The organism is Paenibacillus sp. CFBP13512 (assembly GCF_005233705.1).
In the GTDB taxonomy this organism is placed as follows: Bacteria; Bacillota; Bacilli; order Paenibacillales; family Paenibacillaceae; genus Saccharibacillus; species Saccharibacillus nuruki.
Genome location: NZ_QGAD01000006.1, coordinates 121,264 through 146,179, shown reverse-complemented (window position 1 = coordinate 146,179; position 24,916 = coordinate 121,264). Strand labels below are relative to the sequence as shown.

Below are 24,916 nucleotides of genomic sequence, written 5' to 3'. Positions count from 1 at the left end.
GCAGGCGAACCGTAATGACGTTTTGGAAAACGTTTGGTAAATCAACCGTAGGTGGTATCGTAGGTTATCTAGCAGGAATATTAGCAGGATTTTGGTTTACAGAAGACTATATTACATTAATCTTCCCGGTTGTAGGGACGTTAGCTGGTGTGGTCTGGGCGAAGCTAAGCAGTAATCCTACCGCTAATCTAGAGAAACCACTCGCAGAACCTGTTCATGTACAAGACACGCTCACAACCGATCAACCTCTTGTGCCGACCCTTACAGAAGAACGTCCTGCCAATCGTCTATCTTCCTCTAGCCCTACACCTGTTGTGGAACAAGAAGCCGTACCGCCGATTTTTCAACCGGTGCTAGAATATTTAGCGGTATTAGAAGATATGGTCATCTCTGAAGGGCAGAAAGACAATCTGGATAATGAGATTGTTGAAAAGTCCTGTTCGTTGTTTTTACGATTACAACGCGTATTGCCGATGCTAGGTGAGCTTCATAATGATGAGATCAACCATACGGTAAAACGACTGGTGCTGAAAGATTTAAACAGTATCATTAATCCCTTTTTGCGACTCAGTGGTGAAGCCAAGTCCAAAAATAGACGTGTATTACTCGATGGTATTCGAGATGTAGATAGCCGAATTACACATATCGTCAAAACGATAGAACATAAAGACTTGATGGAGTTACAGACAAGGGCAGAACTTCTTCACCAACGCTACTCCTGATTGACGGTACAATATCTATTTCAGTATGAAGAAGATGTTTATTGATAATAAGGAGGAAGAACTTATGGCAAGTCAACCTATTACTTTAAAAAAAGAAGACGAACACAAAGTCATGAAAGAAGCATCTATGATTATTCAGCGGGTATCGCAAGCGGATCAAATGCAGTTAGATACATTGATGGATGAAGTGGGCAAGCTCGGTATGCAGACGCAAGAGCGTGCAGGACAGACGCTACAGATGCTAGACCGTCCGGTCAATGATCTTATGAGCGGTAAGTCCAAAGAAGTGTCTAACTTGATCCTATCGCTTCGTAACGAGTGTGAAGAATTACAGCAAAGTAAAAATGTAGGATTATTCGGTAAATTGTTACGTAAATCTCCTATCAAAAATTATGTATACAAATACCAGTCTGTCAAAACAAATGTAGATGCGATCGTAATTGGACTTCGAGATGGTAAAGATAATCTGGAAGAAAATATGATCAGTATGCGTACACTCAAACGCAATTCATTAGAAGAGATTTATCAACTCCAATATAAGATTGAGATGGGTAACAAGCTTAAAGATTTATTTGAAGCTGAAATTCAGAAGCCTGAAAATGCTCCTCGCAAAGTATACTTAGAACGGGGTCTACGTAAAGTGGTCACTCGTATTCAATCCATGACTGAAAATATTATGTTGTTTAACCAAGCGATTGCTGCAACCGATATCGTGAATGATACCAACGACAAATTGATTGATTCGGTCAATGATTCGGTCTACAAAGCCGCGAACTTGATCAAAATTTCAGCGATGATTGCGCTGGCGATCGAAGATCAAGAACGTGTAGCGAATGCAGTAGAAAGTGTAAATCAGACGATCGAAGATCAATTCAAGCGCAATGCTGAAATGCTCAAAGTGAATAGTGAGCGTTCGGCTGAACTACTCAAAAAGCCTGCAATGTCATTGGATTCAGTCAATCAAGCGATCAATGATCTGATGTCTGCACTGGATAACTCGGAACAATCAAACCGTGATATTATTGCAAGCTGTAAAGATTATACGGTCAAATTATCCGGTATTAACGATATGATGACCAAGCGTCTAGGCTTAGATAGCGCAGATGTTAACAAAGATCCGATCGCTTCGATCACAGGCTCTCCATCCAATTCATTACCGTCTTCCCATACGACTTCATCGCCTGCACGTGATCCATTATCTGATTTGTTAAAATAAAAAAAGTCACTGAGAACAGTATTCCTTTACAGAGGAAACTGTTCTTTTTTTGTTTGTATGGCATCACTAATTATTACGCTAATTACTCATGGGTGATTTGGTATGTAAGGGCTTTCTTTTAGAAATAGTTTGTTTTAATATAACAATGAGGTACGAAAAGAAAAACAAAATAAAATGAAATAACCTTCCAATGTTCACTGAAATAACGATAAACTTAAAGGAGATATAATAATATGGAACAGATTCAGAAACACCCATTTCAAGATCATACGCTAGATATTGATACACGTGTACACGATTTGGTGTCTCGTTTGAACGATGAAGAAAAGATTGAATCCATGTTGCAATATCAGCCTGCTGTTGAACGTCTAGGTCTAGGCGGATATAAACACGGTACAGAAGCGGCACATGGAATCGCATGGCTAGGTGAAGCTACCTTTTTCCCGCAACCGACAGGATTAGCTTGTACTTGGGATGCTGAATTGATGAAAAAAATCGGTAATGTAATCTCAGATGAAGCGCGTGTAGTCTACAAACGCAATCCAGAAGTGAATGGTCTAACGTTGTGGGCACCGACGGTAGATATGGAACGTGATCCACGCTGGGGACGTAACGAAGAAGCTTATGGAGAAGATCCTAAGTTAACAGGAGAATTAACCAGTCATTTAGTGCAAGGTATTCAAGGAGATCATCCTACATATCTCAAAGCTGTAGCTACGTTAAAGCATTTTCTTGGCAATAATAATGAAGTGGAACGTGGCAGTGGTTCTTCCAGTATCGATCCACGGAATATGCGTGAATATTATCTAAAAGCATTTGAACAGCCTTTTGTAGAAGGCGGAGCAAAGTCGATGATGACGGCTTATAATTCGATCAATGGAACGCCAGCTATTTTACATCCACTGGTGAATGAAGTGGTTAAAGGCGAATGGGGAATGGACGGATTTATCGTTAGCGATGCAGGCGATGTGATGGGTATCAAAAATGATCATCATTATTATGACTCTCATACCCCGGGTGTTGCGGAATCGGTCAAAGCAGGAATAGATAGTATTACTGATGATCCTGAACTGTCCAAAACAGCTTTGTGTGAAGCTTTGGCGAATGGTCAGCTTACATTTGAAGATATCGATCAAGCATTATTTAACACATTCCGTGTTCGTTTTCTGCTTGGTGAATTCGATCCTGCGGAATTGAATCCGTATGCTCATATCGGCGAAGAAGCTATGATGACCGCAGAAGCCAAAGCATTATCCCTTGAAGCTTCACGCAAGTCGATAGTACTCCTCAAAAATGACAATCAGACATTACCATTATCCAAAACAGCAACTGGAAATGTAGCTGTGATCGGTGAACTGGGAAATGCAGTCTATCGTGATTGGTACTCTGGTACATTACCTTATGCCGTTACTGCACTTGAAGGTATTCAACAGAAAGTGAATAGCAAAGTATCATATCAAGATGGTAATGATCGAATTACTTTAACGTCGACAGCAACAAGAGCACCATTGTCGATCCAACCTGATCCTGTACAAGAGTCTGTAACAGCTTCAGTCACATCAGCTAATCCTAATGATATTCAATCGAACAAACCGATTACAGGTGTACTGAGTGCTGCTAGCGAGTCTACAACAGAGCAGACTGTATTCGAATTGTCTGATTGGGGATTCGGCAGTTATACGCTACGTGCGCCTAATCATAAATATTGGACAAGCAATGATGATCAAGGCATCGTGACAGCTTCTGCTGATGAAGCGTATGGTTGGTTTGTAAAAGAAGTATTTGGACTTCAACCTCAAGCGAATGGAACGACAGCTATAACAACCTGGAATGGTAAAACCGTTTCGGTCAATCCGACTTCCGGGCAATTAACGATCATAGACACACCGGAATCGCTAGAAGAACATGCTTCTTTTGAAAAGACAATCGTTGAAAATGGATTAGAGCAAGCAATCGCAGCAGCCAAAGAAGCAGAAACAGCTATCGTATTTGTCGGCAACAATCCATTGATTAATGGTAAAGAAGAGATTGATCGTCCAAGCTTAGAATTAGCGGCATCCCAACTCCACATGGTACAAGAAGTATACAAAGCGAATCCTAATACCATAGTCGTAGTGGTGGGAAGTTATCCATTTGCGATGGAGTGGGTAGAAGAACATATTCCTGCGATTATCTATTTATCTCATGTAGGGCAAGAATTAGGAAATGCGGTAGCTGATGTATTATACGGAGATTATGCTCCAGCAGGTCGCCTGAATATGACATGGTATCGTTCAGAAGAACAACTGAGTGATATTCGAGATTATGATATTATCCGCACAGGTAGAACATATCAGTATTTTGAAGGAGATGTATTGTATCCGTTCGGTCATGGGTTAACATATGCGACCTTCCAGTATAGTGATATTCAAGTGGTCTCGTCTGAATTAGAAGTGGACGAAGTGATCGAATTATCGGTACAGGTCAAAAATATCAGCGAGATGGATAGCGAAGAAGTGGTGCAATTGTATACACATGCTGATCATTCGCGTGTGAAGCGTCCAATCAAAACGTTGCAAGCCTTCCGCCGTATACATCTAGCAGCTGGAACATCACAGACCGTGCATTTTACGATACCTGTGAAAGAACTATCATTCTGGGATGTAACACGTGATCGGTATTGTGTAGAAGCAGGTACGTATACATTGATGATCGGACGTTCTTCAGCAGATATTGCTCAGCAAATGAGTATCAAAGTCAATGGAGAAGTGATTCCTGCGCGTGATCTCACGTTTACTACACAAGCTGTGAATTACGATAACTATCATCATGTACAGCTGGGCGAATCCAAAGAAGGCGGAGCAGTCATCGAAGCGATCACAGATGAGGCATGGATACTTTTTCAAGATGTCGATTTTGGTACAGGTGTAGAACACGTTGAGGTTCGAATGGCGACGACCCAAGATCAAGCGAAGATAGAGATTGCATTGGATCAGGTAGATCAAGCAAGTGTAGGCGCTATTGTGCTTGCGAGTGCATCTGGAGAACAGCATTGGAGTACAGAGCAGACATCTATCACAGGCGTGACTGGAAAGCATGATGTCTATCTCAAACTTTCAAAAGGTGTGCGCATCTTTACATTCCAATTCGGAGCATCCTCTGAATAATATTGTGAGCCATGATCGACACAAGTAGTTAACGTGGCATCTGATTAAATTGATAAATCGGTAGTTCAGCAACGACTACAAGTGCAATCACCACGACGACAATAATAACACCTGCAAAAATAAAGCGATCAGCCATAAGATCACCTCCACATAGTTAAGAAATAGATTAAAATTTATTAAATTTCATTACTCAGACGGATATCGTTCTTGATTATAAGACGAACGATATCCGTTATTTGTATCTTTGGGATCAACGCTGAATATAATAAGCCAGGATATAAAGGAAATAAATATGAGCAGGGTAGAATAGATAGAAGAAATATTTCATACTACGTCCTTTTTCACCGTTGTAGAGAGAAAGTGGAATGACAGCGAAGATCATTAACCATTGAAAATTAGTATCCAAATCTAGTAGAGAAGCACCGGATAGCAAGCCTATCATCAGCGAAAATAAAATGAAAAAAATCATTTGCCCGATACGATATTTGCGTAATACATAGAACATGACGCCAAGTAAAATAAAGAAGTACCCACCTTCAACCAATATAGGTATAGGTAATACATACATGATATAAAGACTCCATGACGAAATATGTTCTTGCGATAATAGACTAATCGCTACAAAACTCAAAAGAACAGGAATCATCATCAGTCCTATTGTACCTAGCATATTCCACCAGCGATGATGCCTGATACTTTGGATCAATCGATCAATCATCAGCATATAAAGCACCGCTAGAAATAACGTTCCAAAAATATTGTTGATCAGCATATGGTCTGAAGGGAAAGTAGTTTGCAATCCTTGACTTACGATATTCATCCCGACAAATCCAATATACAAATGCAGTAAATACTTGAACCGATTACGCGTATAATGAAATCCTTCTGCACTTAAAAATAAAAAAATAGGCGCAACAATTCGACCTAACCATGTAAACCACATTGGTATTCCATCGATATAGAAAAATTGATGCACATGATCAAAAACCATGAATAATATTCCCAGTAATTTAAGCTGAAAATGATTCAACGTTATTCCTTTACGAAGTATGAGCATAGACAATATCAGTCACCGTCCTTTAATAGATGGCTCAAGCATAAAGGATAGACGTAGATCCAAACTATCGATTTACCTTAAACTTTCCTTACATGCCGTTTAAGGTTCTGTTCGTATGTATAGGAGATATAGACATAAAAAAAGACGCTTCATCCGAAGCGTCCCATAATATAATCTTGAGTGGATTGTTGTGTTGGATTGGTGAAGATCGTATCCGTTTCTCCGTGTTCCATCAATTTACCTAAGTAGAAGTACGCTGTATAATTCGATACTCGTGCTGCTTGTTGCATATTGTGAGTTACGATAACGATACGCAATTCATCTTTGAGTTCACTGATCAATTCTTCTACTTTACCTGTTGATACAGGATCAAGTGCAGAAGCCGGTTCATCCAATAACAAAATCTGTGGTGTAACCGATAATGCACGTGCGATACAAAGACGTTGTTGCTGTCCACCGGACAACGATAACGCTGATTCTTTTAACCGATCTTTCACTTCATCCCATAGTGCAGCTTTGCGTAGGCTAGACTCTACGATTTCATCCAGTTGTTTACGGTTTTTGGTGCCATAATAACGTGGACCAAATGCAATATTTTCATAGATCGATTTGAAAAATGGGTTAGGACGTTGCCATACCATACCAATCCGTTGACGAAGCTTGATCACATCGGTAGAGGATGCAGTAAGATCAATCCCATCCATCCAGATATGCCCTGTTGTACGTGAACCTGCGATCTCATCATTCATTCGATTCAATGAACGAAGAAATGTAGATTTACCACAACCTGAAGGGCCGATCAGTGCAGTTACACTTTGTGCTGGGAACGACATGCTTATATTTTTAACAGCTTGATACTCGCCATAATAGATACTTAAATCTTCTGTACTAAAAGGTAATGCCATTGAGAAATTCCTCCTTTAATTCACCCTACAAACCAGATCACATATTAACTCATTCGTCTTGAAGCTGTCATATAACGATAAAGAGTACGTCCCAAGAAACGTGCTAACAGATTGAAGATTAACACCATGATTACAAGTACAGCCGAAGCACCTGCTGCGATCTGTGTAGCATCTGGAGCAATACCTTCACTGTTTACTTTCCAAATATATACCGCTAATGTCTCAGCTGGACGAAGAGGGTTAATTGGCGAACGTGGGCTAAATGGGTTCCAGTTCGTAAAGTCTAGTGGTGGAGTACTCATCCCTGCTGTGAAAAGCAAAGCTGCTGCTTCACCAAATACACGACCTGACGCTAAAATCGTACCTGTAATAAGAGACGGAATCGCTACAGGCAACATAATCGAAGTGATGATTTTCCACTTGGACAGACCCAGTGCAAGCCCTGCTTCTTTTTGCTCTTTCGGTACACCTGCAAAAGCTTGCTCCGTAATCCGTACCATCAACGGTAAATTAAAGATCGTTAATGCAAGTGCACCGGATAGTAAGGAGAAACCAAGATTGAATGTATTTACAAGTAATAATAATCCGAACAAACCGATAACGATCGAAGGGAATGAAGACAACACTTCAACCACTAGACGGATAAAGTTAGTTAGTTTACCCGGCTTTGCATATTCAGACATGTAAATACCTGCTCCAAGACCTAAAGGAACGGTAATTAGCATCGTTAAGAATAATAGGAATAATGAGTTAAATAATTGAGGCCCTATTCCGCCGCCAGCACGCATCGTCTGTGGAACAGAGGTTAAGAAGTTCCAACTGATATGCCCTAGGCCACGGAATAAAATAAAACCAAGTAATCCAAGAAGAATCGCTACAATCGCCATAGCAAAAGTAACGATGAGCACAGTAGCCAGTTTATCTGTAGCTTTCGCGCGTTTTCTAGCTTTTTGATTGACTTTTACTGTGCTCATAACCGGTTTCTCCTTTCAAGTAGACGAATAATCAAGACGAAGACAAATGTCATCAACATCAAGACAAGCGCCATACTCCACAACGCATTATTTTGAATAGATCCCATCGCTGTGTTACCCATACCCAGTGTAATTACGCTGGTTAGAGTTGAAGCAGATTCCAGTAAGGACGTAGGGATATGTGGTGAGTTACCGATAACCATCTGTACAGCCAAAGCTTCACCAAAAGCGCGAGCCATACCCAGTACAATACCAGTTAACAATGCAGGCATAACCGTTGGTAAAACAACACGGTAAATCGTTTGCCAGCGTGTAGCACCTAGTGCATAAGAAGCTTCACGTAATCCGCGTGGCAGAGAAGCGAGAGCATCCGCAGCAACACTCGTAATGGTTGGCAAAATCATAATCGACAATACCAGTGCTCCTGCGCCAATCCCAATTCCTTGCCCGCCTACATGTTCACGTAGAAACGGTACAATAACACTTAAACCGATAAATCCGTATACAACTGAAGGAATACCTGATAACAATTCGATCGCTGGCTGAAGGATACGTTTCCCAAAGCTAGGCACAATCTCTGTCATAAATAAAGCTGCCGAGATACTCAGTGGACTAGCGATCAATGCCGCTAACAGAGTAACCATAAATGAACCTGTAATAAACGGTAATGCTCCAAAAGAAGGAGTGTCTGCTTGAGGATTCCAATTCGTACCCAAGAAGAACTCTTTAAGACTTACGCCGTTGACTGCAAAGGTAGCCACACCTTTAGATGTTACAAAATAAACAATAGATATAATAACAGCAATCAGAAATACGACACAGATAGACGTGTAGATTCTACCGATCCAGTCTTCTACGCGATGCTTTTCCATAGGCCAGGCGCGCCTCCGTGCTTCTCTTGGAGTTGTGTTGGATTGCTCCATACGTTAAAACCTCTTTTCTTAAACTTAAATGGTAATGATTAGAAAATTTTGTGCTATATTAAACGTGAAAAGAGAGGCGGATAGTCCGCCTCTTCCAGCTATTGCCTTGGAAACGTAAGTTTCCTCTTTTCACAGAATGTTTCATTCATTACTTCGTGATCTTACCTTCAACATCACGTTTTACTTGCATACCAGAGATAGAGATATATCCAAGGTCTTTAACATCACCGTTTTGTACTTCGTCAGTCAACATGTAATCAAGCAAAGCTTTAGTTGCTGCATCAGGCTCGCCTTTTGTATACATGTGCTCGTAAGCCCAGACAGGATATTTACCACTTTCAACATTTTCAACACTAGCATCTACACCATCATATTGAATAGCTTTAAGGCTATCATCAAGGTAAGAAAGAGCTAGGTAACCAATTGCACCAGGTGTTTCAGTTACTAATTTCTTAACTGTACCTGAAGAATCTTCTTGAATCGAACCCGCTAAATCTTCTACTTTTTGACCCAAAGCAAATTTCTCATAAGTTGCACGAGTACCGGAGCTACTTGGACGGTTAACGATAACGATCGCTTGATCTTTACCACCAACATCTTTCCAGTTTTTCACTTTACCTGTGAAGATATCAACCAATTGTTGTTTTGTTAAGTTCGTTACACCAGCTGCTTCGTTAGCTACTGTTGCAATCGCTACAACTGCTACTTGGTGATCAACCAATTCTTTTGCTTTATCAGCATCTAATTTTTCTTCTGCAAATACATCAGAGTTACCAATGTTTGCTTGACCTTCGGATACTTGAGTTAAACCTGTACCACTACCGCCACCTTGTACTTGAACGGAGACGTTAGCATATTTTGAATCTGCCATGAATTTCTGAGCGACTTGATCAACCAATGGTTGCAATGCAGTCGATCCTACAGCAAGCACGGACCCGCTAAGTTCTGTACCTGTGGAAGCTTCTCCTGTAGTACCAGTTGTTGACCCTGACCCTGTAGTACCTGTGTTAGAACCACAAGCAGCAAGCACAAGAATCATCGTCAGTGTAAATAATAAAATTGGCAGTTTTCTAGACATCGTTTAAATCTCCTCCCCCTAATTAAAGGACCATACGTTTATGTTTTTTTTTGACTACTCACTTATTGTAGGGTGGCAATGTTAGGTGTAAGTCCGAGTTTTGTAAACTCTGTATTAAAATTATAATGAATAATGTATTCCATACTTCGATCATATTTGAAATGTTTTGCAATTATAATCAGCAGAGTAGAGAGAATAGAGCAAAGTCAGGAGAGTCGAGATGAATATTTGGAAATTTTCAGCGCTGATTGTGTTAACCACTTTTTTGATGGGTTCTTCATTTGCAGTCGGAAAAATAGGGCTACATTACGCTTCACCGCTTTTTTTGGCGGGTTTACGGTTTGTATTAGCAGGAATCATTATGGTAGTGATTGTGCTGGTATTGCGAAGACCTCATCCTCAAAGCCCTACGATTTGGCTGAAAATGGGGCTGATTGGTGCTTTGCAGACAGCAGGGGTAATGGGTTGTGTATTTATAAGTCTACGCACCATTACTGCGGGTGAGTCGTCGATCTTAACATTTACCAATCCATTATTAGTCGTTGTACTGGGTACGATCTTTATGGGTATGCGGTACAAATGGTATCAGTGGATCGGTGTTGTATTGGGCGTGATCGGTGTGAGCATTACTGTTGGCGCGCAGATTGAATGGAAAATAGGCATTGTATTCGGGTTGTGTTCAGCTGTATTCTGGGCGATGGCTACTTTGCTGGTGAAAAGGTGGGGGACGTTGTTCGATACATGGGTATTGTCTGCGTATCAGATGTTATGCGGAGGCATTATTTTACTACTACTGAGTCTACTATTAGAAGATCCTGTTTTTATCTGGAATAAAGAGTCGATCTTGATCTTGTTATGGTTGAGTATTTTCTCATCGATTGTTCAGTTTGCAGTCTGGTATTATGTCCTTCAACATGGCGATCCCGGTAAAACGAGTTCTTTTTTGTTTTTAGCTCCTTTTTTCGGTGTATTATCCGGTTGGTTATTGCTAGGAGAGATGTTGTATGTTTCCAGCATTGTGGGAGGATTATTTATTATAGTAGGCATTTATCTGGTGAATCGGCAATTTCAATCTAAAAAGAGATCAGCAACGCTTATAAAATAGACGTTATCTATAGGTCAGACTGTACGTTTTTTGGATAGAAATCGTGTAGGATAAGCATTTCTAACGTAAACGTACAGTAGTATATCTATGATTTACAGATCAAATACACTTTTAAAACCTTGAGCACCCTGCTCTGTAACTTGAACAGCACGAATAGAAGGGACACGTACAATCCATCCAAGATCAAACAGTTGATGCATCAATCCTTGTCCCAGAGCGCCTGCTAAATGATGTCGACGTTCGCTCCAATCCAGACAGGCATGAGAAAAAGCACGTCGTTTGCGCTTGAGCATATACAAATCCAGACCGAAATGTGCAAAAAAGACTTCACCTTTAGCGGTGACAATAAATTCTGTCTCGCCTGTAGTGATATATTGATTCGCAAGCATTGTATCAGTCAGATCTACACCTAATTTGCCAGCTAGATGATCATAACAAGTACGGGCTTCACGTAACGATTGCACTTGACTGGATTGACGCAGCGAACGGACTTCTGGCGGAGAAGATAGGGTTAGAAAGGACTCCAAAATAGAAGCAATATCCTGATTCGCTAACTGATAATACCGATGCCGTCCATGTTTTTCAAAAGTAATCAGTCGTCCTTCGATTAATTTGGATAAATGAAAACTAGCCGTCTGTGGCGTAATACCAGTCATCAATGCCAGTTCACTTGCTGTATGAAAACGTCCATCCATCAGACTGGTCAGTATCGTTGCTCGTGAAGGTTCTGCTAACAAAGAAGCGACTTCAGCGATATTGGGATTAATACTCATAACATCTTCCTTTCCGTATCAAAAAGGCAAAAAGAAGCGAATGTGCTAATGCTTCTTTTTGCCTTTTTTTATGCCTAAAGGTCTTCTTTAGTTCTTTCAGCTAACTTGGTAATAACCTCAATATCTTGATCTGTTAATTGTTCAAAAAAATGTTTGCGTATCGCTTTGGAGAGAAAAGGACGCGCATTATCCAGTGCTAATTTGCCTTCAGATGTAATCTCAACTTGCACACCACGATCGGTATCAAGCGGATTTCGTACCACTAACTCACGTTTTTCCATACGTTTTAGATGATGAGACAACCGACTTTTATCCCAATCCATAGAATCGGCAAGTTCTTGTTGGCGAAGTTTGCCTTCTCCCAAAAGAATCAATCGATCCAGTATTCCAAAGTCACTTTCTGATAGCCCGGTGTGATCCGACATTTCTTTAACGACACGTCCGAAAATGGTATGAAAAGTACCTTTCCACATATGCCATATTTTCATTTCTTCTTGATTGATCTCGTGATTATCCATAAAAGTATAATAGCATGGTTGACACGTCAACTTCAACGTGTTAAATTGTATTCAGGTTGACACGTCAACCTATAAAAATACATTTATCAGTACAAAGGAGATCCTCATGAATAATAAACAGGTTGCTTTGGTAAGTGGAGCGAATAAAGGAATTGGTCTTCAAATTGCAAAAGATCTGGTGGCTAAAGGGTTTACGGTACTGATCGGTTCACGTCAGTTGGAGAATGGTGAAACAGCTGCAAATAGCATAGGGAAGGATGCTCATGCGCTACAATTGGATGTAACAGATGCTAATTCCGTTACATCCGCTGCCGAGCATATCCAGCGTGAGTATGGTCGTCTTGATGTGTTGATTAACAATGCAGGTATCTCCCACCCGGGCAAAGCAGATGGGGCTTTTCCAGCAAGTGTGCAATCCGGTCTGTTGACGGTAGCACCGATTGAAGATATTCGGGTGGTATTTGAAACGAATGTATTCGGTGTGATTGCTCTGACGCAAGCGATGTTGCCACTTCTACATCAAGCACCAGCAGGACGGATTGTGAATATCGGTAGCTCTGGCGGATCGCTAACATGGAATTCCAATCCAGACAATCCGCATCGAGCTATGTTCGGTACGTATTCTGCTTCCAAATCAGCACTTCATGCGATCACCCTTGCTTTTGCTTTCGCTTTGGAATCGACTCCGATTAAAGTGAATATTGCTTGTCCTGGATTCACCTCAACAGCACTGAATAACTTTGCAGGTACACGTAGTGTAGAAGAAGGCGCTCGTGAAGCTGTTCGTCTTGCGCTTATTGGAGCAGATGGCCCCACAGGAACATTTTCAGATGAGAATGGTGTAGTAGCCTGGTAAATAGTCTAGGAATATTATTTCAATCGTTCATTAGATGAGGAGAATAAGATTATGCATGTTTTTGTCACAGGAGCTACAGGATATATCGGTTCTGCTGTTGTTCGTGAGCTTATTGCTGCCGGTCATACGGTCGTTGGTTTAGCTCGCTCAGATCGGAGTGCTCAATTATTAAAAGAAGCTGGTGCTGAAGCGTATCGAGGAGATATTGATCAGGCAGATCGTCTACAACAAGGAGTGGCTAGTGCAGACGGCGTCATTCATTTAGCGTTTAAACATGATTTTTCAGATTTTGAAGGTGCTCTTGCAACAGATCTACAAGTGATTGAAGCGATAGGAGCGGTACTTGAAGGCTCTGGCAAGCCATTTGTGACCACAGCTCATTTTAACGGAATTGCTTCTGAAAATGTCGCTTTATCATTAGCGAAACGTGGAGTGCGCACATCGATTATCGAACTTTGCCCTTCTGTTCATGGTGAAGGAGATACTGGCTTTATACCACAGCTTATTGAGATTGCTAGAACCAAAGGGGTTTCAGCCTATATCGCAGAAGGCAATAATCGCTGGCCTGCTGTACACAGATTGGATACTGCTCATTTATACCGGCTTGCTTTAGAACAGGCTGAAGCAGGTTCGCGGTTAGATGGGGTAGGCGACGAAGGAATAGCTTTTCGAGAGATAGCCACTATAATTGGCAAACATTTGGATTTGCCTGTAGTGAGTATTGCACAGGAAGAAGCACAAGATCACTTTGGTTTTCTTGGAGCGCTTGCGGGTTTGGATATTCCTCGCTCTAGTCAATCCACTCAAAAAACCTTAGGATGGCAACCGACACATCCTTCATTACTTGAAGATCTAGAACAAGGACATTACTTTACATCATAAAATAGGTAACCTGTATATACGATAAAACCCTTTTTGATAATCAAAAAAGCCCTTCTATTTAACATAGAGGGGCTTTTTGGTATTAAAATGTATAAATTGCAATTAGCTTGTATGTGAGTTTTTGAAGCCTTGAATTTCGCCTTTAACTTCTTGAGTTGCAGATTGAGCTTCATCTTTCAAATCTTTAACACCATCTAAAGATTCTTTAACCATACCCACAACTTCTTGACCTTTTTCAGCAAGAACATGTCCACGTTCGTTCAACATTGGAGCGTTCTCAACAACAAGATCAGTCAATTCTGCTACACGAGTACGAATTTTTTCACCTTGTGGAGTAGAGAATAGAAGTGCTGTTCCTGCACCAATTAATGCCCCAGCAATTGCACCTGTAATAATTGATTTTGTAGATTCGTTATCCATAATAGTCGACCCCTTATCTTAGCAATTTAGTATTTACTGTATTATTACCCAGTCAGAAGAATATTACACTCATTCTTCAGAATAATTCATAGAAATAAGATCATAATAAATAATACTTGCAAATACATAGATATCTATGTAATATAAAATTATGTTAAATTACAACGCATGTGCAATCATTTCTAAAATTCGCGACGACGTTAACAAGCTGATTATCACAGAGTTAGCAAAGAACAATATTACAGATGTTGTTCCTTCTCACGGAGATATCCTTTGCTTTTTGTACAGTGAAAAAGGTAGCTTATCTGTTAACACGCTAGCACAGAAAGTGCATCGTACTCAACCAACCGTTACCGTACTGGTCAACAAACTTGAGAAGTTAGGTTATGTAAAGCGTCTCAAAAATGATGAAGACCAGCGCATAACGATGGTTCATTTAACAGATAAAGGATGGGAATTAGAGCCTATCTTCAATCAAGTATCTGAAGCTATCAATCATAAAGTCTATAGTCGTCTAAGTGAACAGGAGCAAGAACAATTTGAGTATTTATTAGAACGCGTGTACTCAGGGCTTTGAGATGGTGAGAGCCTTTTTTTATAAAAATATATAGATATCTATCTAATAAGGAGAATGTCATTCATGAAACATTTAATCGTATTTGCTCATCCCCATCAAGAAGGTACTAATCAAGCTATTTTGAAAAGAATGGTACACACCTTAGAAACGCAAGGGCATAAAGTGGTTGTTCGTGATCTATATGCACTCAATTTCCAACCAGTATTAACAGAAGCAGACACAGAAGCGATGAAAGTTGGTAATACACCAGCAGATATCAAAACTGAGCAAGAATACATTACTGCGGCTGACGCAATTACCTTTATTTATCCGATCTGGTGGACAGGTCTTCCTGCAATTTTGAAAGGCTATGTAGATCGCGTATTTGCTTACGGATTTGCTTACGGTTACGGAGAAACAGGCGTTGCTCAATTGCTTACTGGTAAAAAAGGTCTTATTATTAACACACATGGTCAGACGAATGAAATCTATGATCAAGTGGGTATGACAGATGGTCTCAAAATCACATCAACAACAGGAATTTTTGGATTCGTAGGTATTGAAAGTGTAGGGCATTTGATCTTCGGTAGTGCGCCTTATGCGGATGAAGCTCAATTGGAAAATGTATTGCGTCAGGTTGAAGAAACAGTAACGACTGCGTTTAATTCATAAAATGCTTTCTATACTATAGTAGGAAAAAACAAGTAGGAAAAAACAAAAAACGAGCTCCTGATGCAACAGGATGCTCGTTTTTTGTCTTTTATGATGGGATTACAATTTAAAAATAGAATCGTTATTCGGTTTGTTCGGATTATCTTCGAAATTATGATTCATTTTATCTTTCAAATACATACCATAGATATGCACGATCCCAATCTTCACAACCATATACAATGGAATAACAAGCAACATTCCCAGAATACCACCCATATCGCCACCTACCAATAAGAGCACAACAATCGTAAACGGATGAATATCCAACTGCTTCCCGAAAATAATCGGCTCAAGCAAGTTATTTTGAACCATTTGTGCAATAATCACGATCACAATTGCCCAGATTCCCATAGCAGGGGATTCGATCAAACCCACAATCGCTACCGGAACAGCAGACAAAATGGCACCGATATAAGGAATAAAGTTTAAGAAGAAAGCTAAAAATACAAGTAATAATGAATATGGTAGATCAATAATCAAGAAACCAATATACAGAAGCACACATAGTGCCAAGTTAACCAGTACTCGACCTGCGATAAAGCTACTTAATGAATCATCCATTTCATCCAACATCGCTTTTCCATCTTCTTTATGTCCAGCTGGAAAAAGTTTGAGCAATTGAGGTGACAACCGTTTGTCATCTTTAAGCAAATAGTACAACATGATAGGAACAGTAGCCACAACAAGTACAAAGTTAGAAATAAACGAGAACATACTTGAAATATGAACAGATAACCAATCAAAGATCGTATTCAAATATTCTGTTAATTTAGCAATCAACTCTTGATTGTTTTCAGCAGGGATATATTGCTGAATCGTTGGATTCTGTTGTAATAGCTGGATCTGCGTAATAATACTTTGTGTAAATCTAGGCGCATTTTCGATAAAACTTGAGACCTGATCTCGTAATGTCGGCCAGCCGATAATAGAAAAGATGGCTAAAACGATAATAACCGCCAGATACATCAATAAAATAGATAAAGAACGTTTTAACTTCTTTTTTTCTAAATAATTAACGAGTGGACGTAGTGGATAGTATAGAAAAGCTGTGATCAACAGTGGAACGATGGTGAGGCTAATTAACGAAGCGATTGGGGTAAAAATAAAGTCAACCAGTGTTCCTAAATAGACAATCAAGAGTATAAGCGCAACCCCAGCACCTATACGGAAAAAGCGTCTTTGTAGCATAGATAAATCCTCCTTCAGAATCTTAAATGGCCAATATGTAGAATCTTTGTATATTCCCTATACACTCATACGTAAAAAGTAATGAGTTGGATGCATCAATGGAAGCTTTATGAAAGTTCTCATTTGGGTCTATCTTACTATATAAACCGCAATATGCTTGCTTAATCTCTGGAGAAAGGTAAAATAAAAAAGCAATCATTTGTAAGCGTTATTAATAACTACATATCCAAGGAGGCATATCTACAATGACAATGAATTATCGCAGATTAGGTGGTAGTGGCTTGAAAGTAAGTGAAATTAGCCTGGGCAGTTGGCTCACTTACGGAGGATATGTGGAAAAAGAAAATGCGGTTCAATCGATTCGTGAAGCTTATGATTTAGGGATTAACTTTTTTGATACTGCAAATGTCTATGAGCATGGAGAAGCTGAAAAAGTGGTAGGTGCTACACTTAAAGACTATCCTCGTGAATCGTATGTACTGGCAACCAAAGTATTTGGCGATATGGGCGATGGACCGAACGACAAAGGGTTATCCCGCAAACATATTACCGAACAATGTCATGCCAGTCTTAAACGTCTAGGGCATGATTATATTGATCTTTATTATTGCCACCGCTTTTCCCCAGAGACACCGATCGAAGAAACATTACGTGCACTCGATGATCTTGTTCGTCAGGGCAAAGTATTATATGTAGGTGTCAGTCAGTGGACAGCTGCTCAGATGCAAGCGGCGGTGGGTGTAGCAGATCGTTATTTGCTAGATCGTATTGTTGTCAATCAACCAGTCTATAATATGTTTAACCGTTATATAGAAGAAGAAGTCATTCCACTTGGTGAGAAATACGGTATCGGACAAGTCGTCTATTCACCGCTTGCCCAAGGATTATTGACAGGTAAATATACATCCAAAACCGATATTCCATCCGATAGCCGTGCCGCTAAACTCAAATGGGATGATGACCGCTTTAGCGACGAAAAACTATCTCAAATCGGACAATTGCAAAAAATCGCTGATGAAGCAGGGATACCTTTAACCCATCTAGCACTAGCATGGATCTTGCGTCAAAAAAATGTATCCAGCGCACTCGTTGGAGCCAGTCGCCCTGAACAAGTCAAACAAAACGCCAGCGCATCCGGCATCCAACTCACATCCGACGTCATCGAAGCCATCGAAAAAGTATTAACCGTCTAAAATAAACTCAATCTATAACCCTTTCAAGCCTTCCGCGTTATGGAAGGCTTTTTAGTTTAACTATATACATAACCACTACATTTTAATTTCAAATATCTCACCATTAAATAATTTCAAATATTCCTATATTCACCCGATAATATTAGTAAGAGGTAAGAGGTAAGAGGTAAGAGGTAAGAGGTAAGAGGTAAGAGGTAAGAGGTAAGAGGTAAGAGGTAAGAGTGATGAAGATAATTTAAACTAATATCATCTTTAAAATTCCTACCCTGCTCCCCTCCCACCCAAGATTTAAGGTTTTGCCCTACATTCATTTCAATATCCAACGTGATATCCCACGCCAGCGGAGGGAATCATTATTCTGAAAGAGCGGAGCGTTCGCCTTTAGAACGTAATCCCCACCGCAAAGCGGTACATCAAGGGATTCCGTTCTACCAGCGACGACAAGAATAACGATTGCCGTAGCGTCACTTACCTAATACCGTCTAAATGCACCTCTTTAAGCCTCAAATCCGCCCAATTTATGATAATGATTCTCAGAATTGTCTGCAAAACTATTGACCATAATTTTAAATGGATTTATACTTATTCTAAAATCAAATTAAGGGAATGATCCAAATGAAAACAATCAACTTGACGACACAGCGCAAAGCTGTATATGAAATCGTCTGCGAAGCTGCGGATCACCCGACTGCTGCTGATGTTATGAATCGGTTAGTAGAGCGTGGTCATAATTTTGCATATGGGACGGTATATAACTCTTTAAGATATTTATCAGATAAAGATTTGATTCGCGAATTAAAATTAGGTGAAGCCGCAAGTCGTTATGATGGCAAAATGGATGATCACCAACACATCGTATGTGAAAACTGTGGAGCTGTAGATGAAGTGATGACAGACGCACCTGTAGAATGGTATGCAGCCGTAGCCGAAGAAACAGGATATGATGTACACCATGCTCATGTCGTATTTAGAGGAGTGTGCACAGAATGTCGAAACAAATCACGAAAATAATTGATAATGATTATCATTTAGGAACAACAGATACATTAATGAACTGGTCTGTAGCTGAACGTAATATGCGTAATGTAGCCGATCTTATCGCACATTCTTGCCCGATTACAAGACGAGTAGTGATTATCAGTCCAGCACCAAGCCGTGTACATGAATTAACACGTACACTATCAGATAGTTGTTTTGATGTTATGGTTTTTCACCGTTGGGAAAGTAATGGTGCAGGCGCCATCAGTGCTGATTTGTTTATATTTGATCTGATTTCTTCATCAGGTGCTCAAGATATTGAGTCTGCTAAGTTGCAGTTTAGTGAGAAAAATTCTCATTTACCAACATTGTTCCTTGTGCGTGAAGATATGTTAACGACGGATTTGAACGAATGGGCAGAAGAAGAATTGTTGGTCTGGCCTGCACGTCCGCAAGAAGGACTGTATCATGTAGAACGTGTGATTCGTGCGGGAAGCAATCGCCCAGCGGCACCTGCAACAGGGGATACTGAACATCGTACTGTTTTCAAAGACCTATGGATCGATCGCAAAAAAATGACCGTTCATCGTGCACAACAGCGTATTGAACTTACCAAAACAGAGTATGATCTATTACTTATGCTGATCGAAAGCGAAGGCGGCGTATTGTCTCGTGAAGATTTGATGAGCGAAATTTGGGGCACTCAATTTTTTGGTGGTAGTAATGTTGTTGATGTTCATGTAAAAAGTCTACGTAAAAAAATCGGTGATAATGCTTCTGCACCGCAATATGTAGAAACTGTGCGTGGCGTAGGTTATCGATTGGCAGATTAAGGGAGCTCTTCATCATTTCTTCATCGAAGGCTCATAGGTAACTCATGAATGGTGGTAAGGGTAGATGTTAGAATGAATCTAATCTTTTGGAATGAGTCTAATTATAAATTAGATTGATGACCATTTATGATGAGAGGATGATTTCTAACAATGACAAACAACGACCACCGTCTAACGACCAACCAGGGTGCACCTGTAGGGGACAATCAGAATTCCCGTACCGCAGGTCGTCGAGGACCTACTTTACTAGAAGATTATCATTTGCTAGAAAAAATCGCTCACTTTGACCGTGAACGTATTCCAGAACGTGTTGTTCATGCTCGTGGAGCAGGCGCTCATGGAGTGTTCCGTGTCGATCAAAGTATGAAGGAATACACCAAAGCTGAATTTTTACAAGAAGTAGGCACAGAAACACCTGTTTTTGTACGCTTTTCAACGGTTATTCATGGTGTGGGTTCACCCGAAACAGCACGCGATCCGCGCGGATTTGCTGTTAAATTTTATACCAAAGAAGGCAACTACGATATTGTAGGTAACCATTTGCCTGTATTCTTTATCCGTGATGCAATGAAATTCCCGGATATGGTTCACTCACTCAAGCCTGATCCGCAGACCAATTTACAAACACCAGCACGTTATTGGGACTTTATGACACTCACGCCTGAATCGACGCATATGATGACATGGTTATTTTCAGATCATGGTACACCAGCGAATTATCGTGAAATGGATGGATTCAGTGTTCATGCGTTCAAATGGATTAATGCTGAGGGTAAAGTGACTTATATTAAATACAAATGGGAAACAGCGCAAGGTGTACGTACTTTCACGGCTGACGATGCTGAAAAGCAACAAGGTAAAGACTTCAATCATGCCACCCGTGATCTGTTTGAACATATTGAAAAAGGCGAGTTCCCGGAATGGACATTGAAAGTCCAATTTATTGAGCCCAAAGATATCGATAATTATGCATTTGATCCACTAGATCCAACGAAAGTATGGCCTGAAGATCAATTTCCTTTGCATACGGTCGGAACGATGACACTCAATCGCAATCCAGATAACTTTTTCGCTGAAGTCGAGCAATCTGCTTTTTCACCAAGTGCTTTGGTTCCAGGGATTGAGCCTTCTGAAGATAAATTACTTCAAGGTCGTCTGTTCTCTTATCCAGATACACAACGTCACCGTCTAGGAACCAATTATCTTCAAATTCCAATTAACTGTCCGTATGCACCTGTTCGTAACCAGCAACGAGATGGACAAATGAACATCAAGCAAGATACATCTACGTACAACTACGAGCCGAACAGCTATACCGATGGCCCTACAGAAGATCCGCATTACCGTGATTCTGAAGTAGAATTGGAACAAGGACATGTGACCCGTCAGAAAATTGCCAAAACCGATGATTTTGCTCAAGCAGGAGATCAATATCGTTCATATACTGCTCAAGAAAAAGAGAATTTATTGCAAAATTTGGTTAATGATTTAAAAGAGGTTAAAAAAGATACTCAATTGCTGGCAATCTGTAACTTTATCCGTGCTGACCGTGAATATGGTATGCGTCTAGCACAAGGATTAGGCATTGATATCAGTGAATTTATGGGGCAAATGAGATCGTAATCATCACTTGCAACAGATGACAAATGATTGACTTGAGATATTCAGCGTTCCGCTTTATATTAAAGGGGTATCGTTAGTTGAAATGAAGCAGAACGCTTTTATATATAAGCTGTGAATAGAGACCTTAATCGTTCTCAAAAAAAGATAGCTTAGTAGGATAAGGTCACTATTGACCGCAGTTATGACGAAGGAGCGCTACAAATTCATGTGTGCGCTCCTTTGTATACTCTAAAAAAGGGGTGATGAAAGGCAAAAGGGGTCTGTTCGTATGAATACAGTGTAGGAAGATCAACAGATGGGTGCTTACTATTCCAGAAGATTGAAGGAGATGTGAGTCATGAGAAAATCATGGAGCGTTGGCATGATAGGTGTGTTGTTCATCTTTGTTGTCGGAACGTCCAGTTCGTTCGTTGCACCTGCATTTGCTGCCACTGAAAATGGATCTTATACTGTTGTGACTCCTGATATTCTAACCAAGCGACCAACCACAGACATTTTACCTGCTGATTTCCCAATTCCCGATGATGCCGTGATCGATACGTCCCAACAAACGTATATTGAAGGACAACATAGTATTTTGCTTGTTTTTCATACAAAAAGCAGTATGGAGACCCTTGCCAAAACGTATGATGAATACTTCCGTATTGTGAATATGGATCAAGCGATTCAGACGTTAAATGAACAACAATTGAGTGTACAAGGAACAGAACCGGTTACAGCTCAACAATGGTCATTAACTGGTGCACCTACTGCCTCCAAAGATACAGTAGAAGTAACGGTGAAAGTGATGAAACATCAATAAAGATAGATGATCAATCGAAATGAAAACGATAGGAATGAATACAATCAAATGAATAGTATAAATAATAAAAAGATGTAACTTCCTTTTTGAGCGAAGTCACATCTTTTTGTTGTATAAGCGTATGTTGATTTGAAATACTTAAAATACGTATCTACTTAGTTCTCTGACCAGCTTACTGTCAATTCTACAACATCTTTGCCTGTTTTAGCGCCGCCAATAATCGACCAGACTTGTTTAGTTTTAGGATCGGTTCCTTGAATGATAAGGTTTTTCTCATCAATTGTGGATGTTGCATCAGTAAGAGATTTGGCATCAAAATATTGTTTGTACGTTTGGGACAGAGTCTCCATGCTTCCTTTAGTAGTAAAGATAAGCAAAACCGATTTTTTACCTTTGTTTTCTTCTTGATGAGATGTGGAGATGACCGCATCATCGGGAATCGGGAAGTCTGTCGGTAAGTAAGTAGGACGTTTTTCTACACTATCTGCTGCAATTGGTCCTTTTTCTGTCAGTGATCCTGAATTGGTTGTAGTATCATTACTTTCCGTCGCAGGCTCGGTTGCTTCAGTGGAAGAATCAGTCGTCGAAGTAGGTTCAGTGGTCATATCTGAAGATTCTGTATCTGTTGTCGCAGGTGTTGCCGGTTCTGTATTCGTCGTATCGGTTGTATTATTCGTTTCCGGAGTGCTCTCAGTTGAAGGATTAGCGGGTGCAGATGCGTTACTACAAGCACTTACGATGACGACAAGTAACATTCCAGTCAAGAATAGACTCCATATTTTTTTCATTCATCATGCCCTCATTTCTAAATAGATTATAGATCTACTCGCTTGTGGCTATACAGCTATTGCTTGTTATTCCAGTTCAATTATAACATGACCTTTACATAAAGAGTATTTATGACAGTGGCTTATCAGAAGGGCTATAGATAAGATCATGATTTCCAAAAAAATAGCTTCGCAAAACGATATTAATCTGGTATTATTTGTATAATGTATCCTTATATAGAGGAAATGCAGAAAAAAGAATCAATTCTACTCTAAAAGGTAGACGTTTGACGCGTGCTACAGAGATACACTACTATATGTAGTGAGGTGGCATAAGGATATGAAAATACAAAATTTTAAAGTAGGCGCAACAGGAATGGATCGCTTTTTCGGTCCACTGGAAGCTCAAGTCATGAATATTCTATGGGATATGGATCACCCCATGACGATTAAAGAAGTTCTAGCTTCACTTCAGACAACCAAACCACTTAGTTTTAATACCATTATGACGGTGATGAACCGCTTGGTTGAAAAAGGAGCTTTAACGAAAACGGGAGAAAGTCGAAGTTTTCATTATGAGCCTTCTGAAAGTCGAGAGCAATTTTTAAACAATCAGTCCAGGGAATTGACGCATGAATTGATGGAAGAATTCGGGTCACTCGCCGTAAATCATATGGTAGATGTGCTGGAGGAAGTAGATCCTCAACTTATTCGCGCCTTGGAGGATAAAATCAAACAATGGAAAAAAGAAACGTAAATCACTGGCAACGTCGTTCAAGAAGATTGCTTCATACCGGGCTATTGCTATCTTTATTTACGATAGGGCTTATGTTTATTTATGCGCTCCATGCGATATTTGGCTGGAATATTCCTTTTGATCTGCTACGCATCTGTAACCGTTGGATGGAAGCTCAAGGTTGGTTTTCAGTAGCGCATGTACTCAGAGGTCTTGTTCTTTGTACATTTGTCTTATATATCGGCTACGGGTTAGATCAATGGCTAGGATCGCACCGAGCATATCGTTATTTTCAGTCGCTACAAGATGAAGAGCAGTCAGCACAATATAATGAAGTCTACAGCCCTGCGAACAAATTATTTGTGATTATTCACTGTCCGCAACCATTGGCGTTAACGATGGGAATTTTTCGGCGTCGTATTATTTTATCAGATGGATTACTTCGCATGTTGGATCAACAAGAGCAACAAGCTGTTGCGCATCATGAGCTATTTCACTACCGACATCGTGATCCATTAACGACTTTTTTGTTGGGGCAGTTTGCTGTTGCATTATGGTTTTTGCCTGTATTGAGAAATATTACGTTACATTATAAAATATCGCGTGAAATTCTAGCAGATAGTTATGCTGTTCATCATTTGGGTACACCTGTTGGCTTAGGCGGTGCATTATTAAAGCTTGTTCACCGTCAGCAATACCATTCCCCTCAACCTTTTCGGATGATCTATTCTTCTTTTGCCGAGACATCACTCAATTACCGAATTCATCGTATTGTTGAACCTGATCAAGAGAAATCTTTGCGTTTGCCAATAGGAACTGTACTATTTTCTGTGGTTATATTGATATCACTCAGTATTTTGTTATTGTGGTCACTTCTATAATGATTGTATAAGTGGCTATTTTTATAGTAATACACTACGCCATGTAGTGAAGATTTTACTCATACTAAGG

Annotated in this window: 25 protein-coding genes; 15 read left to right on the top strand and 10 right to left on the bottom strand. The window is 40.1% G+C overall.

The genetic code is table 11. The features are described 5' to 3' along the window. The first annotated feature begins 14 nt into the window (after positions 1–14). The 3 genes from PaeCFBP13512_RS11065 to PaeCFBP13512_RS11055 all read left to right on the top strand — a co-directional run bounded on the left by PaeCFBP13512_RS11065 (position 15) and on the right by PaeCFBP13512_RS11055 (position 5,084). Complete coding sequence (locus PaeCFBP13512_RS11065; protein WP_069327714.1) at positions 15–722, top strand: hypothetical protein; 708 nt, start codon at positions 15–17, stop codon at positions 720–722. A gap of 64 nt (positions 723–786) precedes the next feature. Next, a complete protein-coding gene (locus PaeCFBP13512_RS11060; RefSeq protein ID WP_137223072.1) occupies positions 787–1,938 on the top strand; it encodes a toxic anion resistance protein in 1,152 nt (383 codons plus the stop codon). A 233-nt stretch (positions 1,939–2,171) separates the two neighbouring features. Continuing rightward, positions 2,172–5,084, top strand: coding sequence for a glycoside hydrolase family 3 protein (locus PaeCFBP13512_RS11055; protein ID WP_137223070.1), 2,913 nt, complete (start codon positions 2,172–2,174; stop codon positions 5,082–5,084). 250 nt (positions 5,085–5,334) lie between these two features. Here PaeCFBP13512_RS11055 and PaeCFBP13512_RS11050 read toward each other — a convergent pair whose 3' ends face one another. The 5 genes from PaeCFBP13512_RS11050 to PaeCFBP13512_RS11030 form a co-directional block, all read right to left on the bottom strand. Next, positions 5,335–6,141, bottom strand: a complete 807-nt coding sequence (locus tag PaeCFBP13512_RS11050; protein ID WP_275094488.1) for a TraX family protein — start codon at positions 6,139–6,141, stop codon at positions 5,335–5,337. A gap of 149 nt (positions 6,142–6,290) precedes the next feature. Continuing rightward, on the bottom strand, positions 6,291–7,046 hold the full coding sequence (gene pstB / locus PaeCFBP13512_RS11045) for a phosphate ABC transporter ATP-binding protein PstB (protein WP_069327717.1): 756 nt from the start codon (positions 7,044–7,046) through the stop codon (positions 6,291–6,293). Positions 7,047–7,090: 44 nt separating this feature from the next. Beyond that, positions 7,091–8,020 (bottom strand): phosphate ABC transporter permease PstA, encoded by a 930-nt coding sequence (gene pstA, locus PaeCFBP13512_RS11040; protein ID WP_069327718.1) that lies wholly within the window; start codon positions 8,018–8,020, stop codon positions 7,091–7,093. Further along, on the bottom strand, positions 8,017–8,943 hold the full coding sequence (gene pstC / locus PaeCFBP13512_RS11035; protein WP_069327719.1) for a phosphate ABC transporter permease subunit PstC: 927 nt from the start codon (positions 8,941–8,943) through the stop codon (positions 8,017–8,019). Before pstC ends, pstA begins: the two co-directional genes overlap by 4 nt. A 148-nt stretch (positions 8,944–9,091) precedes the next feature. Continuing rightward, positions 9,092–10,021 (bottom strand): phosphate ABC transporter substrate-binding protein, encoded by a 930-nt coding sequence (locus PaeCFBP13512_RS11030; protein WP_069327720.1) that lies wholly within the window; start codon positions 10,019–10,021, stop codon positions 9,092–9,094. A gap of 220 nt (positions 10,022–10,241) precedes the next feature. On the opposite strand from PaeCFBP13512_RS11030, the gene PaeCFBP13512_RS11025 reads away from it, so the two are divergent. Beyond that, positions 10,242–11,126: a DMT family transporter gene (locus PaeCFBP13512_RS11025; protein WP_137223066.1), complete on the top strand. Its 885-nt coding sequence runs from the start codon at positions 10,242–10,244 to the stop codon at positions 11,124–11,126. Between the two features lie 92 nt (positions 11,127–11,218). Here PaeCFBP13512_RS11025 and PaeCFBP13512_RS11020 read toward each other — a convergent pair whose 3' ends face one another. Together PaeCFBP13512_RS11020 and PaeCFBP13512_RS11015 are read right to left on the bottom strand one after the other, a co-directional pair. Next, positions 11,219–11,899 carry an ArsR/SmtB family transcription factor gene (locus PaeCFBP13512_RS11020; protein ID WP_137223064.1) on the bottom strand — a complete coding sequence of 227 codons (681 nt, stop codon included), beginning with the start codon at positions 11,897–11,899 and terminating at the stop codon, positions 11,219–11,221. Between the two features lie 74 nt (positions 11,900–11,973). Beyond that, a complete protein-coding gene (locus tag PaeCFBP13512_RS11015) occupies positions 11,974–12,417 on the bottom strand; it encodes a MarR family winged helix-turn-helix transcriptional regulator (protein WP_137223062.1) in 444 nt (147 codons plus the stop codon). Positions 12,418–12,523: 106 nt separating this feature from the next. On the opposite strand from PaeCFBP13512_RS11015, the gene PaeCFBP13512_RS11010 reads away from it, so the two are divergent. Continuing rightward, positions 12,524–13,273: an SDR family NAD(P)-dependent oxidoreductase gene (locus tag PaeCFBP13512_RS11010; RefSeq protein WP_137223060.1), complete on the top strand. Its 750-nt coding sequence runs from the start codon at positions 12,524–12,526 to the stop codon at positions 13,271–13,273. A gap of 51 nt (positions 13,274–13,324) precedes the next feature. Continuing rightward, the gene (locus PaeCFBP13512_RS11005; RefSeq protein ID WP_137223058.1) at positions 13,325–14,155 is read left to right on the top strand and encodes an SDR family oxidoreductase; all 831 of its coding nucleotides are present in this window, start codon (positions 13,325–13,327) and stop codon (positions 14,153–14,155) included. A 102-nt stretch (positions 14,156–14,257) separates the two neighbouring features. On the opposite strand, the gene PaeCFBP13512_RS11000 is transcribed toward PaeCFBP13512_RS11005, so the two are convergent. Then, the gene (locus tag PaeCFBP13512_RS11000) at positions 14,258–14,575 is read right to left on the bottom strand and encodes a YtxH domain-containing protein (RefSeq protein WP_069327726.1); all 318 of its coding nucleotides are present in this window, start codon (positions 14,573–14,575) and stop codon (positions 14,258–14,260) included. Positions 14,576–14,726: 151 nt separating this feature from the next. Between PaeCFBP13512_RS11000 and PaeCFBP13512_RS10995 the strand changes: the two genes are divergently transcribed. Together PaeCFBP13512_RS10995 and PaeCFBP13512_RS10990 are read left to right on the top strand one after the other, a co-directional pair. Continuing rightward, entirely contained in the window at positions 14,727–15,152 is a 426-nt protein-coding gene (locus PaeCFBP13512_RS10995) for a MarR family winged helix-turn-helix transcriptional regulator (protein WP_137223056.1), read from the top strand. Between the two features lie 63 nt (positions 15,153–15,215). After that, positions 15,216–15,803, top strand: coding sequence for an NAD(P)H-dependent oxidoreductase (locus PaeCFBP13512_RS10990; protein WP_137223054.1), 588 nt, complete (start codon positions 15,216–15,218; stop codon positions 15,801–15,803). A gap of 99 nt (positions 15,804–15,902) precedes the next feature. Here PaeCFBP13512_RS10990 and PaeCFBP13512_RS10985 read toward each other — a convergent pair whose 3' ends face one another. Next, on the bottom strand, positions 15,903–17,033 hold the full coding sequence (locus PaeCFBP13512_RS10985; RefSeq protein WP_137223052.1) for an AI-2E family transporter: 1,131 nt from the start codon (positions 17,031–17,033) through the stop codon (positions 15,903–15,905). A gap of 251 nt (positions 17,034–17,284) precedes the next feature. Between PaeCFBP13512_RS10985 and PaeCFBP13512_RS10980 the strand changes: the two genes are divergently transcribed. From PaeCFBP13512_RS10980 to PaeCFBP13512_RS10960, 5 genes are all read left to right on the top strand, one after another. Continuing rightward, positions 17,285–18,226 (top strand): aldo/keto reductase family protein, encoded by a 942-nt coding sequence (locus PaeCFBP13512_RS10980; protein WP_137223255.1) that lies wholly within the window; start codon positions 17,285–17,287, stop codon positions 18,224–18,226. Positions 18,227–18,841: 615 nt separating this feature from the next. After that, positions 18,842–19,237 carry a Fur family transcriptional regulator gene (locus PaeCFBP13512_RS10975; protein WP_069327730.1) on the top strand — a complete coding sequence of 132 codons (396 nt, stop codon included), beginning with the start codon at positions 18,842–18,844 and terminating at the stop codon, positions 19,235–19,237. Beyond that, a complete protein-coding gene (locus PaeCFBP13512_RS10970; protein WP_137223050.1) occupies positions 19,213–20,037 on the top strand; it encodes a winged helix-turn-helix transcriptional regulator in 825 nt (274 codons plus the stop codon). The genes PaeCFBP13512_RS10975 and PaeCFBP13512_RS10970 overlap by 25 nt, the downstream gene beginning before the upstream one ends. A gap of 150 nt (positions 20,038–20,187) precedes the next feature. Then, positions 20,188–21,660 (top strand): catalase, encoded by a 1,473-nt coding sequence (locus PaeCFBP13512_RS10965; RefSeq protein ID WP_137223048.1) that lies wholly within the window; start codon positions 20,188–20,190, stop codon positions 21,658–21,660. 337 nt (positions 21,661–21,997) lie between these two features. Further along, a complete protein-coding gene (locus PaeCFBP13512_RS10960; RefSeq protein ID WP_137223046.1) occupies positions 21,998–22,462 on the top strand; it encodes a hypothetical protein in 465 nt (154 codons plus the stop codon). Positions 22,463–22,617: 155 nt separating this feature from the next. Here PaeCFBP13512_RS10960 and PaeCFBP13512_RS10955 read toward each other — a convergent pair whose 3' ends face one another. Then, positions 22,618–23,250, bottom strand: coding sequence for a hypothetical protein (locus tag PaeCFBP13512_RS10955; RefSeq protein ID WP_137223044.1), 633 nt, complete (start codon positions 23,248–23,250; stop codon positions 22,618–22,620). 319 nt (positions 23,251–23,569) lie between these two features. Between PaeCFBP13512_RS10955 and PaeCFBP13512_RS10950 the strand changes: the two genes are divergently transcribed. Both PaeCFBP13512_RS10950 and PaeCFBP13512_RS10945 read left to right on the top strand, forming a co-directional pair. Beyond that, a complete protein-coding gene (locus PaeCFBP13512_RS10950) occupies positions 23,570–23,986 on the top strand; it encodes a BlaI/MecI/CopY family transcriptional regulator (RefSeq protein WP_137223042.1) in 417 nt (138 codons plus the stop codon). Beyond that, positions 23,968–24,846, top strand: coding sequence for a M56 family metallopeptidase (locus tag PaeCFBP13512_RS10945; protein WP_137223040.1), 879 nt, complete (start codon positions 23,968–23,970; stop codon positions 24,844–24,846). Before PaeCFBP13512_RS10950 ends, PaeCFBP13512_RS10945 begins: the two co-directional genes overlap by 19 nt. Positions 24,847–24,916 lie beyond the last annotated feature (70 nt).